Below are 14,575 nucleotides of genomic sequence, written 5' to 3'. Positions count from 1 at the left end.
TATGGCCGCTACGGCGGCCATACTGAAAGGGAACGGATTATTGATGCTTTTTAAAGCGATAGCCGATGCCCAACACTAACAGCCAGACTGGAATCAATAAGACGGAAATCTGGATGCCCGGCGTCAGGTACATGATCACCAGAATGCCAGCCATAAACGCCAGACACAGGTAGTTGCCAAAGGGGAACCACAGTGCTTTGAACCGGATTGTGGCCCCTTCGCGCTCTTTGGCGGCACGGAATTTCAAGTGCGCCAGGCTTATCATCGCCCAGTTGATCACCAGAGCAGACACCACCAGCGCCATCAGCAGTTCAAACGCTTTGCCCGGCAGCAGATAGTTGAGCAGTACGCACAGTGCGGTAGCCAGTGCGGAAATGCCAATCGCTACGACCGGCACGCCGCGGCTATCTACTTTCAGCAGAGACTGTGGGCCATTCCCCTGTTTAGCCAGACCGTACAGCATACGGCTGTTGCAGTAGACACAACTGTTGTATACCGACAACGCCGCTGTCAGCACCACGAGATTCAGTATGTTGGCGACCAATTCACTGTTCAGTGCATGGAAAATCATGACGAACGGGCTGCCGCCTTCCACCACTTTTCCCCATGGGTAGAGTGACAACAGGACAGTCAGCGAACCGACATAGAAAATCAGGATACGATAGATGACCTGATTGGTGGCGCGAGGAATGCTTTCTTCCGGTTTATCTGCTTCGGCAGCAGTAATACCCACCAGTTCCAGGCCGCCAAAAGAGAACATGATAACCGCCATTGCCATCACCAGACCACTGATGCCGTTGGGGAAGAATCCCCCCTGTGCCCAGAGGTTGGTGATGGTGGCTTCAGGACCACCCTGACCGCTCAGCAGCAGCCAACCGCCGAAGACAATCATGCCGACAATCGCCACCACCTTGATAATCGCAAACCAGAATTCCAATTCGCCGTACATTTTCACGTTGGCGAGGTTAATGGCGTTGATCAGCACAAAGAATACGGCAGCGGAAACCCAGGTGGGAATGCCGGGCCACCAGTATTGAATGTAGATGCCGACGGCGCTCAGTTCCGCCATAGCGACCAGCACGTAGAGCACCCAGTAGTTCCAGCCAGAGGCGAAACCGGCGAAGTTGCCCCAGTATTTATAGGCAAAGTGGCTGAATGAACCCGCAACCGGCTCTTCCACCACCATTTCGCCTAACTGACGCATGATGAAAAATGCGATAAGGCCACCTATCGCATAACCCAGCAGGACGGATGGCCCAGCCATTTTGATTGTTTGCGCGATACCGAGAAACAGCCCGGTACCCACCGCGCCTCCCAGAGCAATCAACTGTATGTGACGGTTTTTTAGGCCGCGTTGTAGCGTACCGTCTTGTTGATCTTGCATGTGTTTACCCCCTGCCGATGACAAGACAAACTGTCCACCAACAGTGTGGTTGGGGCGGGTTTGTTTGTCTTTTTACGTATATGTAATTTTATATTTACGACGCTGGCAAACCTAAATTGTTGCCGATGCTATCGCGCGTCAGAGAATAGTGATAAGCGCAGAGGATTGCACTGATTTATTGCGAGGCATGGCATAAAAGTGTGATGTCATGATCACCGTCATCTGTACGTTATGATTTTGCGCTTTTATCGTCGTGGGGGACCGGCGCTGGTTATAGCCGCCTTATCCATATCACAAATGCGATAGGCTAGAATAACGGCAGGCAGAGTGAAGGCAATAGCATTTTTTATTTCATTAAAATTCATATTTAATGAATTTTAATTCACATTGTTTCGGGTTGAACGGTTCAGCTTTGCCTGATTATGGTTTCAAAAAAGTTAAAATGTATACCCTTCTGAAATGGTCATACCTCTGACCTACTTGCGCTTTTGTCACAATATTCCAGGCATTTGTTAAAATGTGGGGTGATTGGTGATTTCACGCAAGGTCTGTATAGACAGAAGGTGAATACTTTGTTACTTTGTGCGTCATGTTTTTGAAATTGGTATTACCAATTGACTCCGCGCTTTTTCGCCGGGAAGAATTCACATGGCTTACAGCAAGATCCGTCAACCCAAACTGTCAGATGTGATTGAACAACAACTGGAGTTTTTGATCCTTGAGGGAACCTTGCGCCCCGGTGAAAAGTTGCCGCCGGAACGCGAACTGGCAAAACAGTTTGAGGTTTCCCGTCCCTCGCTACGCGAGGCGATTCAGCGGCTGGAAGCAAAAGGGTTACTGTTACGCCGTCAGGGTGGCGGTACCTTTGTCCAGAACAATCTTTGGCAGAGTGTTAGCGATCCGCTGGCGGAACTGCTGAGTAATCATCCAGAATCTCAGTTCGACCTCCTTGAAACCCGTCATGCCCTTGAAGGTATTGCTGCTTATTATGCCGCGTTGCGTGGCACAGAAGAGGATTTGCAGCGCATCCGTGATTGTCATGCCCAGATTGAAACGGCGCGTGAAGCCAGCGATCTGGAAGGGGAATCAGAGGCGGTCATGCATTATCAGGTAGCGGTGACCGAGGCGGCGCATAACGTGGTGCTGTTGCATCTGTTACGCTGTATGGGACCGATGCTCGAACAAAACGTCAGACAGAATTTTGAGTTGCTTTATCTGAGTCGTGAAGTGCTGACGCAGGTGAGTAGCCATCGTGCCAGAATTTTTGAGGCGATTGTTGCCCGCGAGCCAGAAAAAGCACGCGAAGCATCGCATCGTCATCTGGCTTTTATTGAGGAAGTATTGCTGGAACTTAACCGGGAACATAGTCGGCGGGAACGCTCGTTACGCCGGCTCCAGCAACGCAAGGATTAGACCGTCGACTGGCGGTCGTTTGCGGTAACAAGACGAAGAGCCTGTCTTCCTGTGTTTTCTCCACAGGACCAGAGTGCAGGAAGACAGGCTCCAGACAAATCCACTGATTAGAAACAGATAAGGAATACACCATGTCAGAACGTTTGAACAATGACGTGGATCCGATCGAAACGCGTGACTGGCTGCAGGCGATCGAATCGGTTATCCGTGAAGAAGGTGTTGAGCGCGCTCAGTTCCTGATTGATCAGGTATTGACTGAAGCACGTAAAGGTGGGGTGAAAGTGGCTGCGGGCAGTGCTGGCAGTAACTACATCAACACCATCGCGGCAGAAGATGAACCCGCGTATCCGGGGAACCTTGATCTGGAGCGTCGTATCCGTTCCGCAATCCGTTGGAATGCGGTGATGACGGTACTGCGCGCATCTAAGAAGGATCTGGAGCTGGGCGGTCATATGGCGTCTTTCCAGTCTTCCGCTACCTTCTATGAAGTGTGCTTCAACCACTTCTTCCGTGCTCGTAATGCACAAGACGGCGGTGACCTGGTGTTCTTCCAGGGGCATATTTCTCCTGGCGTTTACGCGCGCGCTTTCCTGGAAGGTCGTTTGACTGAAGATCAAATGAACAACTTCCGTCAGGAAGTTCACGGTAATGGCCTGTCTTCCTACCCGCATCCGAAACTGATGCCGGAATTCTGGCAGTTCCCGACCGTGTCAATGGGCCTGGGCCCGATTAACGCTATCTATCAGGCCAAGTTCCTGAAGTATCTTAACAATCGTGGTCTGAAAGACACCACGAAGCAGACCGTATACGCCTTCCTGGGCGACGGTGAAATGGATGAGCCGGAATCTAAAGGTGCGATTACTATCGCGACCCGTGAGAAGCTGGACAACCTGGTGTTTGTCATCAACTGTAACCTGCAGCGTCTGGACGGCCCGGTCACCGGTAACGGCAAGATCATCAACGAGCTGGAAGGCATCTTCGGTGGTGCTGGCTGGGAAGTGATCAAGGTTATCTGGGGCGGTCGTTGGGACGAACTGCTGCGTAAAGACACCAGCGGTAAGCTGATTCAACTGATGAACGAAACCGTTGACGGCGATTACCAGACCTTCAAATCCAAAAACGGTGCCTACGTGCGTGAGCACTTCTTCGGTAAATACCCGGAAACCGCTGCACTGGTCAAAGACTGGAGCGATGACGATATCTGGGCACTTAACCGTGGTGGTCACGATCCGAAGAAAGTTTACGCTGCACTGAAAAAAGCACAGGAAACCAAAGGCAAGCCGGTGGTTATTCTGGCTCATACCATCAAAGGTTATGGTATGGGTGATGCGGCTGAAGGCAAGAACATTGCTCACCAGGTCAAGAAAATCAACATGGACGGCGTGCGTTATTTCCGCGACCGTTTCAATGTGCCGGTTGCTGACGCTGATGTTGAAAAACTGCCGTTCATTACCTTCGACAAAAATTCCGAAGAGTACAAATACCTGCACGAACGCCGTCAGGCGCTGGAAGGCTACCTGCCATCCCGTCAGCCGAGATTTGATGAGAAGCTGGACCTGCCGACGCTGGAAGACTTCAGCTCTCTGCTGGAAGAGCAGACCAAAGAAATCTCCACCACCATCGCCTTTGTGCGTGCACTGAACGTGATGCTGAAGAACAAGTCTATCAAAGACAGACTGGTTCCGATCATCGCCGACGAAGCGCGTACCTTCGGTATGGAAGGTCTGTTCCGTCAGATCGGTATCTACAGCCCGAATGGTCAGCAGTACACCCCGCAGGACCGCGAACTGGTCGCTTACTATAAAGAAGATCAGAAAGGTCAGATCCTGCAGGAAGGGATCAACGAACTGGGTGCAGGCTCCTCCTGGCTGGCGGCGGCAACGTCTTACAGCACCAATAACCTGCCGATGATTCCGTTCTATATTTACTACTCCATGTTCGGGTTCCAGCGTATCGGCGACCTGTGCTGGGCGGCTGGTGACCAACAGGCACGTGGCTTCCTGATCGGCGGTACATCCGGTCGTACCACACTGAACGGCGAAGGTTTGCAGCATGAAGATGGTCACAGCCACATCCAGGCTCTGACCATTCCGAACTGTATTTCCTACGACCCGGCGTTCGCGTACGAAGTGGCGGTCATCATGCATGACGGTCTGGTTCGTATGTATGGCGACGCACAGGAAAACATTTACTACTACATCACCACACTGAACGAAAACTACCACATGCCGGCGATGCCGCAGGGCGCCGAAGAAGGCATCCGCAAAGGTATCTACAAGCTGGAAACCGTGGCGGGCAGCAAAGGCAAAGTTCAGTTGCTGGGTTCCGGTTCTATCCTGCGTCATGTGCGCGAAGCCGCACAGATTCTGGCCAACGATTACGGCATCGGTTCTGATGTGTACAGCGTTACCTCCTTCACCGAACTGGCCCGCGACGGTCAGGACTGCGAACGCTGGAACATGCTGCACCCGACCGAAGCGCCGCGCGTACCGTACATCGCTCAGGTGATGAACGACGCACCGGCAGTCGCCTCTACCGACTACATGAAACTGTTTGCCGAGCAGGTACGTACCTACGTTCCGGCCAGCGATTATCGCGTACTGGGTACTGATGGTTTTGGCCGTTCCGACAGCCGTGAAAACCTGCGCCACCACTTTGAAGTGGATGCTTCCTACGTGGTTGTTGCTGCACTGGGCGAACTGGCTAAACGCGGTGAAGTTGAAAAATCTGTCGTGGCTGAAGCCATCAAGAAATTCGACATCAACCCTGAAAAAGTTAACCCGCGCGTAGCATAAGAGGGAAAGAGTAATGGCTATCGAAATCAAGGTACCGGATATCGGTGCAGATGAAGTTGAAGTCACCGAAGTGCTGGTCAAAGTGGGTGACAAAGTGGAAGCCGAGCAGTCGCTGATTACCGTTGAAGGTGACAAGGCTTCTATGGAAGTCCCCTCTCCGCAGGCGGGGGTGGTTAAAGAGATCAAAGTGGCGGTAGGCGACAAAGTCGAGACCGGCAAACTGATCATGGTCTTCGAAGCAGAAGGTGCGGCAGCCGCCGCACCGGCTCCGGCCGCTGCTGCGCCAGCACCGGCTGCGGCACCTGCCGCTGCCAGCGCGGTGAAAGAAGTTGAAGTGCCGGATATCGGCGGCGACGAAGTCGAAGTGACCGAAGTGATGGTTAACGTCGGCGACACCGTAGCAGCAGAGCAGTCGCTGATTACGGTAGAAGGCGACAAAGCCTCTATGGAAGTGCCGGCACCGTTCGCGGGTACGGTAAAAGAGATTCGCATCAAGACCGGTGACAAGGTGAAAACTGGCTCACTGATCATGGTGTTTGAGGTTGCGGGTGCAGCGCCTGCTGCTGCTCCGGCTCCTGCCGCGAGTGCACCTGCTGCCGCGCCAGCGGTGAGCGGTGGTGCTAAAGACGTCAACGTGCCGGATATCGGTGGCGATGAAGTCGAAGTGACGGAAGTATTGGTCAAAGTCGGTGATAAAGTGTCGGCAGAACAGTCGCTGATCACCGTGGAAGGCGACAAAGCGTCAATGGAAGTTCCGGCACCGTTCGCCGGTACCGTGAAGGAAATCAAGGTTAGCACCGGCAGCAAGGTGAAAACCGGGTCGCTTATCATGGTATTCGAAGTGGAAGGTGCCGCACCGGCTGCGGCTCCTGTAGCGGCAGCACCGGCTCCGGCAGCAAGTGCACCAGCACCGGCGGCAGCGGCACCAGCTGCAGCGAAAGCCGATAGCAAAGGTGAGTTTGCTGAAAACGACGCCTACATCCATGCCACACCGGTCATTCGTCGTCTGGCGCGTGAGTTCGGCGTCAACCTGGCGAAAGTAAAAGGTACTGGCCGTAAAGGTCGTATCCTGCGCGAAGACGTACAGGCTTACGTGAAAGAAGCCGTGAAACGCGCTGAGTCTGCTCCGGCAGCAGGGGCGACTGGCGGTTCTCTGCCGGGTCTGTTGCCGTGGCCGAAAGTTGATTTCAGCAAGTTTGGTGAAATTGAAGAAGTGGAGCTGGGTCGTATCCAGAAAATCTCTGGTGCTAACCTGAGCCGTAACTGGGTGATGATCCCGCATGTTACGCACTTCGATAAAACCGACATCACTGATCTGGAAGCGTTCCGTAAACAGCAGAACGTGGAAGCCGAGAAGCGTAAACTGGATGTGAAGATCACGCCGGTCGTGTTCATCATGAAAGCGGTTGCCGCTGCGCTTGAGCAGATGCCTCGCTTCAACAGTTCGCTGTCTGAAGACGGTCAGCGTCTGACGCTGAAGAAATACATCAACATCGGTGTTGCGGTTGATACCCCGAATGGTCTGGTGGTTCCGGTGTTCAAAGATGTGAACAAGAAAGGCATCATTGAGCTGTCTCGTGAACTGATGACCATCTCTAAGAAAGCCCGTGACGGCAAGTTGACCGCTGGCGAAATGCAGGGTGGGTGCTTTACCATCTCCAGCATCGGCGGCCTTGGCACGACGCATTTCGCGCCGATTGTCAACGCGCCGGAAGTGGCTATTCTGGGTGTGTCTAAGTCCGCCATGGAACCGGTCTGGAATGGTAAAGAGTTTGTTCCGCGTCTAATGATGCCGATATCTCTGTCCTTCGACCACCGTGTCATTGACGGCGCTGATGGTGCACGCTTCATTACCATCATCAACAACACCTTGTCCGACATTCGTCGTCTGGTGATGTAATCGAAAAAAAAGCCGGCCTGACGGCCGGCTTTTTTCTGATAAGCTGTTATTTGTGACAACAATCAGTGATTAAGGACAAATCGTTAGCCGCTTGTTGTTTCAAGATTGTTAACAATTTTGTAAACTATAACGGTAAAGACACGTCCCGGTGGAAGAGGGCGTTAAGACTCAACAATAATGACGTCACAGACCCGCCGGAAATTAATTAAGAGGTCATGATGAGTACTGAAATTAAAGCTCAGGTGGTGGTACTTGGCGCGGGTCCCGCAGGTTACTCCGCGGCGTTCCGTTGTGCAGATTTGGGTCTGGACACCGTGCTGATCGAGCGCTATTCCACGCTGGGTGGCGTCTGTCTGAATGTGGGCTGTATTCCTTCCAAAGCACTGCTGCATGTAGCGAAAGTTATCGAAGAAGCGAAAGCGCTGGCTGAGCACGGCATCGTGTTTGGCGAACCGCAGACCGATATCAATAAAATTCGCACCTGGAAAGAAAAAGTTATTAATCAACTGACTGGCGGTCTGGCGGGTATGGCCAAAGGCCGTAAGGTCAAGGTCGTCAACGGTTTTGGTAAGTTTACCGGCCCGAACACCCTGGTGGTGGAAGGTGAAAACGGCAATACCACGGTGAACTTCGACAACGCGATTATTGCGGCGGGTTCCCGTCCGATTCAACTGCCGTTTATTCCGCATGAAGACCCACGCGTTTGGGACTCTACCGATGCGCTGGAACTGAAAGCCGTTCCGGGTCGTCTGCTGGTCATGGGCGGCGGTATCATCGGCCTGGAAATGGGTACGGTGTACCATGCGCTGGGTTCACAGATCGACGTAGTGGAAATGTTCGATCAGGTGATCCCTGCTGCGGACAAAGACGTCGTCAAAGTCTTCACCAAACGCATCAGCAAGAAATTCAACCTGATGCTGGAAACCAAAGTGACTGCGGTAGAAGCCAAAGAAGACGGCATCTACGTATCAATGGAAGGCAAGAGCGCCCCGGCAGAACCGCAGCGTTATGACGCGGTGCTGGTGGCTATCGGTCGTGTGCCGAACGGCAAACTGCTGGATGCTGGTCAGGCTGGCGTGGAAGTTGACGATCGTGGTTTCATCCGCGTTGACAAACAAATGCGTACCAATGTGCCGCACATCTACGCTATCGGCGATATCGTCGGTCAGCCGATGCTGGCGCACAAAGGCGTGCATGAAGGTCACGTCGCGGCTGAAGTCATCTCCGGTAAGAAACATTACTTCGATCCGAAAGTGATCCCGTCTATCGCTTACACTGAGCCGGAAGTGGCATGGGTTGGCCTGACCGAAAAAGAAGCGAAAGAAAAAGGCATCAGCTACGAAACCGCCGTGTTCCCGTGGGCCGCATCAGGTCGTGCGATTGCGTCCGATTGCGCTGACGGTATGACCAAACTGATTTTCGACAAAGAAACACACCGTGTGATCGGTGGTGCGATTGTCGGTACCAACGGTGGTGAACTGTTGGGTGAAATCGGTCTGGCTATCGAGATGGGATGTGATGCAGAAGATATCGCACTGACCATCCACGCTCACCCGACGCTGCATGAATCCGTAGGTCTGGCGGCTGAAGTCTTTGAAGGCAGCATCACCGACCTGCCGAACCCGAAAGCCAAGAAGAAATAATTCGTTTCCCCGCAACGGTTGTTGCGGGGGACGAGAGTCTTGTCTGTTCCATGTAAATCCGGCACCTGTTGCCGGATTTTTTTTACCTTCCTTCCAGCATTCCAACGTTTTTTGTCAGCCTTATCTGTTTTGTTTATAAGAAAAACCGTCGAAAAAACAGATTGCGTCCCCCCTGGTTGGGTGTTGTGTTGCCTGACGAGTTGCTGCCGGTTATGACAGCAGCCGAACCAGCGCCGCAAGTGCGCCGGGCGTGCGCAACTGGCTATGGCTGATCACGTCGTCAGCCGGTAGCCACGGCATCAGACTCAGTGTCTGACGCAGTTTAGCCGCAACATCTGTTTTTACGGCTGCGGTTTGCTGCCAGGTGACTCTGGCGTCAAGATGTGAGCCATCTTTCATCAGCAGGCTGACGTCATGGAAGCGACCATCTGGATTGTGTTCATCCGGTGGTGCACTAAGGTCAGCCTGGCGCGAGACCTTATCGGCCAGCGCCGCAATTTCGGGATCAACCCGCTTTTCGGTAAATCGATCCAGCCGCAACTCACCTTCCAGTAACGCGGCGGCAATCACGTATTCGAGGCTAAATCGGCCTTCGACACCGGTAGTGGCCTTCCGGATAAACGGCGCTGCGTCGCCACCCGGCGGGAACATTACCGTAATGTGGTCGATAGTGTCTGGCAGAGCGTCTGGCTGTTGCCCATAACGTGCCAACCACTGCGCTCTCAGGATAAATGTCGCTTCCGCCGCGCTGTGAGTGCCGCCGCAGGTGGGATAACGCTTGAAGGTCAACCCTGGAGAAACCATGCGCCATGGTTTGCCCCAATCGGCTATCAACGCGTCGTTGTGGTGCTGGCCGTCGCCGTGAGCAGCGAGAAACGCATCCAGCACGGTGTCGTGATTGCCGAGGAACCCAGCCAATGCCAATTGAGCGGCGCTTAACCCAGCCCTTGCCGCCAGTCCTGCGTGCAGTGGTTTCATTGCAGAGCCGAACTGTGCGCGTAGCCCGGCCGCTTGTGAGGCGGCCAGCCCCAACGCATTGGCGGTTTGGTCTGGCGTGGCGCCGATCAGGCGGCAGGTCGCAGCGGCTGCGGCGATGGCGCCTAACGTGGCGGTATTGTGATAGCCCAGACTGTAATGGCGAGGCCCTGCTGCCAGCCCCAGCCTTCCTGCGGTTTCCACGCCGATAACATAGGCGGTGAGAAAATGCGCTGGCGTAAGCGTTGGTTGCTCGCCAGCCAGTGCCAGCAACGCCGGCAGAATAACTGTGCTGGGGTGGCCGCGAAACCCTGAGTGAAAATCGTCAAAATCCAGTGCGTGACCGGCATAGCCTAGCAGCAGGCTGCGATTCTGACTGTTGTGGTCGGGATAGACCGATTTCAGCGGCGCAAGCCCACTGTCTACAACTGCACCATGCCAGACTGGCAGTGCGCAGGCGAGGAAATCCGTTACCCCGCTGCGAGCAAGATCAAGGGTGGTGGCATCCGGCTGGGTGGTGATAATCAGGCGCGCCAGTTGGGCGGTTATACTGGGATAGTTCGACATAACGATATTTGTAGTGTGGCTTAAATAAGAAAGAAGACAATGCCGCGAATGACGCGCGAAGCATAGCGATTTTTCATCAAGTTTCTCAGACGTAGTGTTGTTTCGGACGTAGTTTTGTTTCGGTCGTAGTGTTATTAACTGCTCTGGAGGGGGACTGTGCGGTAGTAACGTTAGCCGTACTGGTGTAACTGGCAATATTGACGGCTTGGGTGACGCTGACCCCCCCCTTCACTTTCTTTCTGTATCCTTATCGTTTCTGTGGGGTAATCGATGTTTGATTTTGTTGCTAACTGCTATGCTGAGATGAGTCAGGATGTCTGGATTATGTTGCTGAACGTAGCAGTGCCTCTAAAGACAACGTATTTGCAAAATGTTGCCTTAATGTAAACGAATTAACAATCGGTTTGAATTCTGATATGCTCAGCAGGCTGGACCGGGCACTCTGACCTTACCTATCCATACGCTGATAATCAGCCTAAAGCTGGAACTGAGCGCCGGGCATAATTAGACAATGAGAGCGAGGAGAACGTCGTGCTAGAAGATTATCGCAAGCACGTAGCCGAGCGGGCTGCACAAGGGATCGTACCCAAACCGTTAGAGGCTTCGCAAATGGCGGCACTGGTGGAGTTGTTGAAAAATCCACCTGCCGGAGAAGAAGCGTTTTTAGTCGATTTATTAGTCAATCGTGTGCCGCCGGGCGTTGATGAGGCGGCTTATGTTAAAGCCGGTTTTCTGGCTGCCATCGCCAAAGGCGAGACGGTTTCTCCCCTCATCACCCCAGAAAAAGCGACTGAGCTGCTGGGCACCATGCAAGGCGGCTACAACATTCAGCCGCTGATCGAAGCGCTGGATAACCCCGCCCTGGCTCCGGTCGCCGCCAAAGCCCTGTCTCACACCCTGCTGATGTTCGACAATTTCTATGATGTGGAAGAAAAAGCCAAAGCCGGCAATCCCCACGCGCAGCAGGTAGTTAAATCCTGGGCGGATGCTGAGTGGTTCCTGTCCCGTCCTCAGCTGGCGGAAAAAATCACCGTCACGGTATTCAAGGTGACCGGCGAAACCAATACCGATGACTTGTCCCCGGCACAGGATGCCTGGTCGCGTCCGGACATCCCGCTGCACGCGTTGGCAATGCTGAAAAATGCCCGTGAAGGCATCGAGCCGGATCAACCCGGCGCTGTCGGCCCAATCAAGCAGATCGAGGCGCTGAGCAAGAAGGGCTTCCCGTTGACTTACGTCGGCGACGTGGTCGGCACCGGTTCTTCCCGTAAATCCGCTACTAACTCGGTACTGTGGTTCATGGGTGATGATATCCCGAACGTGCCGAATAAGCGTGCTGGTGGCGTGGTGCTGGGCGGTAAAATTGCGCCGATCTTCTTCAACACCATGGAAGATGCCGGTGCGCTGCCTATCGAAGTGGATGTCACCAAACTAAATATGGGCGATGTGATTGATGTCTACCCGTACAAGGGCGAAATCCGTCACCACGACAGTAACGAGTTGCTGGCGAGTTTTGAGCTGAAAACCGATGTACTGCTGGATGAGGTACGCGCAGGTGGCCGTATTCCGTTGATTATCGGTCGTGGTCTGACGGCCAAAGCGCGCGAATCGCTCGGCCTGCCGCACAGCGACGTGTTCCGCCATGCTAAAGACGTGGCGGCGAGCAGCCGTGGTTTCTCACTGGCGCAGAAGATGGTTGGCCGCGCCTGCGGTGTCGCGGGCATTCGCCCTGGCGCTTACTGCGAGCCGAAAATGACCTCGGTCGGTTCTCAGGATACCACCGGTCCGATGACCCGTGACGAACTGAAAGACCTGGCTTGCCTGGGCTTCTCTTCCGATTTGGTGATGCAATCCTTCTGCCATACCGCTGCTTATCCGAAGCCGGTCGATGTTAATACCCATCACACTCTGCCGGACTTCATCATGAATCGCGGCGGCGTGTCGCTGCGCCCAGGCGACGGTGTGATCCACTCCTGGCTGAACCGCATGTTGCTACCAGATACGGTGGGTACCGGTGGTGATTCCCACACCCGTTTCCCGATTGGGATTTCCTTCCCGGCAGGTTCCGGTCTGGTGGCGTTTGCCGCAGCAACCGGCGTAATGCCGCTGGATATGCCTGAATCGGTGCTGGTACGTTTTACCGGTAAAATGCAGCCGGGGATTACCCTGCGTGATCTGGTTCATGCTATTCCGTACTACGCGATTAAACAGGGCTTGTTGACCGTAGAGAAGAAAGGCAAGAAAAACATCTTCTCTGGTCGCATTCTGGAAATCGAAGGATTGCCGGACCTGAAAGTGGAGCAGGCGTTCGAATTGACCGATGCCTCGGCGGAGCGTTCTGCGGCGGGCTGTACCATTAAGCTCAACAAAGAACCGATCATCGAGTACCTGAACTCCAACATCGTTCTGCTCAAGTGGATGATTGCCGAAGGTTATGGTGATCGCCGTACGCTGGAGCGTCGTGTGCAGGGGATGGAAAAATGGCTGGCTGACCCGCAACTGCTGGAAGCTGATGCCGATGCCGAATATGCCGCGGTGATCGACATCGATCTGAACGAGATCAAAGAGCCGATTCTGTGTGCGCCGAACGATCCGGACGATGCGCGCCTGCTCTCCACGGTGCAGGGCGATAAGATCGATGAAGTGTTTATCGGTTCCTGTATGACCAACATCGGTCACTTCCGTGCCGCCGGTAAGCTGCTGGATCAGAATAAAGGGCAGCTGCCAACCCGCCTGTGGGTGGCTCCGCCTACCCGCATGGACGCCGCACAGCTGACCGAAGAAGGCTATTACAGCGTATTCGGCAAGAACGGCGCTCGTGTTGAAATCCCTGGTTGTTCGCTGTGCATGGGTAACCAGGCGCGTGTGGCAGACGGCTCGACCGTGGTGTCAACATCGACGCGTAACTTCCCGAACCGTCTGGGTACGGGTGCGAACGTCTATCTGGCCTCGGCTGAACTGGCGGCGGTCGCCTCGCTGCTGGGTCGTCTGCCGTCGCCGGAAGAGTACCAGCAATATATGGAGAAAGTGGACAAGACGGCGGATGATACTTACCGCTATCTGAACTTTGACCAGTTGCAGCAGTACACCAACAAAGCGGACAAGGTGATCTTCCAGACTGCCGTGTAAACCGCTATAGTTCGTTGGAATTAACAGGAAGGGAGGCCGAAAGGTCTCCCTTTTTTTACTGTTGTGGCACGCGATAGCGAATCAGGCAGAGGAGAATGATCGTGGACTATGAGTTTTTGCGTGATGTAACCGGGCAGGTGATTGTCCGGATGTCGATGGGCCATGAAGCAGTAGGGCACTGGCTGAATGAAGAAGTCAAAGGTCAGCAGGCGGTGCTGGATGAAGTGGAAGCCGCAGTTCGTGAACTGGCCGGTAGCGAGCGTCAGTGGGAACGCATGGGTCACGAATACACGTTATTGCTGGACAGCGAAGAGGTGATGGTGCGCGCCAACCAACTGGCGATTGAAACCGATGAGCTGGAAGAAGGCATGAGCTATTACGACGAAGAAAGCCTGTCGTTGTGCGGTCTGGAGGATTTTCTGGAATTGCTGGAGAGCTACCGGGCATTTGTGGATAAGGGATGATGTGTGCCCATCGATATCAAATACTATTCGGGTCGCAGAGACTAACTTGAGTGCTGAACGCGCTGTCGCGACGTGGCAAAATGACGAGACGCGAAGAGGATAATAAAGCCAACACGCCTTATCTATTGAAGTATATCCGATATATATCAATTATCCCAATTGTATTAATAGTGTGATCCGATGCTCTGCCCTATCGATTATGATGCCAATTTGGCTTAGTATAAAATGAAATCATGATAGTTAGTAAAGCATGATGACTATTAAAGCATGATGCTTACTACAGCATAATAGTTATTAAAACATGA

General features: G+C 53.6%; 8 protein-coding genes. 6 read left to right on the top strand and 2 right to left on the bottom strand.

Annotated features, from left to right (window positions below; translation table 11 throughout):
- Nucleotides 1–37: 37 nt before the first annotated feature.
- A complete protein-coding gene (locus tag Dpoa2040_RS12585) occupies nt 38–1,384 on the bottom strand; it encodes an amino acid permease (RefSeq protein ID WP_168641459.1) in 1,347 nt (448 codons plus the stop codon).
- 648 nt (nt 1,385–2,032) lie between these two features.
- Here Dpoa2040_RS12585 and pdhR point away from each other — a divergent pair.
- The 4 genes from pdhR (at nt 2,033) to lpdA (ending at nt 9,135) form a co-directional block, all read left to right on the top strand.
- Nucleotides 2,033–2,797 carry a pyruvate dehydrogenase complex transcriptional repressor PdhR gene (pdhR, locus tag Dpoa2040_RS12580; RefSeq protein WP_168641458.1) on the top strand — a complete coding sequence of 255 codons (765 nt, stop codon included), beginning with the start codon at nt 2,033–2,035 and terminating at the stop codon, nt 2,795–2,797.
- A gap of 131 nt (nt 2,798–2,928) precedes the next feature.
- Complete coding sequence (gene aceE, locus Dpoa2040_RS12575; protein ID WP_038909008.1) at nt 2,929–5,592, top strand: pyruvate dehydrogenase (acetyl-transferring), homodimeric type; 2,664 nt, start codon at nt 2,929–2,931, stop codon at nt 5,590–5,592.
- A gap of 13 nt (nt 5,593–5,605) precedes the next feature.
- Nucleotides 5,606–7,492, top strand: a complete 1,887-nt coding sequence (gene aceF, locus Dpoa2040_RS12570; protein ID WP_168641457.1) for a pyruvate dehydrogenase complex dihydrolipoyllysine-residue acetyltransferase — start codon at nt 5,606–5,608, stop codon at nt 7,490–7,492.
- A 218-nt stretch (nt 7,493–7,710) separates the two neighbouring features.
- A complete protein-coding gene (gene lpdA / locus Dpoa2040_RS12565; RefSeq protein WP_168641456.1) occupies nt 7,711–9,135 on the top strand; it encodes a dihydrolipoyl dehydrogenase in 1,425 nt (474 codons plus the stop codon).
- A gap of 210 nt (nt 9,136–9,345) precedes the next feature.
- On the opposite strand, the gene Dpoa2040_RS12560 is transcribed toward lpdA, so the two are convergent.
- Complete coding sequence (locus Dpoa2040_RS12560; RefSeq protein ID WP_168641455.1) at nt 9,346–10,677, bottom strand: MmgE/PrpD family protein; 1,332 nt, start codon at nt 10,675–10,677, stop codon at nt 9,346–9,348.
- Nucleotides 10,678–11,208: 531 nt separating this feature from the next.
- Here Dpoa2040_RS12560 and acnB point away from each other — a divergent pair.
- Together acnB and yacL are read left to right on the top strand one after the other, a co-directional pair.
- Nucleotides 11,209–13,806, top strand: a complete 2,598-nt coding sequence (acnB, locus tag Dpoa2040_RS12555; protein WP_168641454.1) for a bifunctional aconitate hydratase 2/2-methylisocitrate dehydratase — start codon at nt 11,209–11,211, stop codon at nt 13,804–13,806.
- 101 nt (nt 13,807–13,907) lie between these two features.
- Nucleotides 13,908–14,270: a protein YacL gene (gene yacL, locus Dpoa2040_RS12550; RefSeq protein ID WP_042874076.1), complete on the top strand. Its 363-nt coding sequence runs from the start codon at nt 13,908–13,910 to the stop codon at nt 14,268–14,270.
- The last annotated feature ends 305 nt before the right edge of the window (nt 14,271–14,575 follow it).

This window comes from Dickeya sp. CFBP 2040 (genome assembly GCF_012273755.1).
GTDB lineage: Bacteria > Pseudomonadota > Gammaproteobacteria > Enterobacterales > Enterobacteriaceae > Dickeya > Dickeya poaceiphila.
Note: the sequence above shows the minus strand (reverse complement) of the source record. Positions and strands in the feature narration are given on the sequence as shown.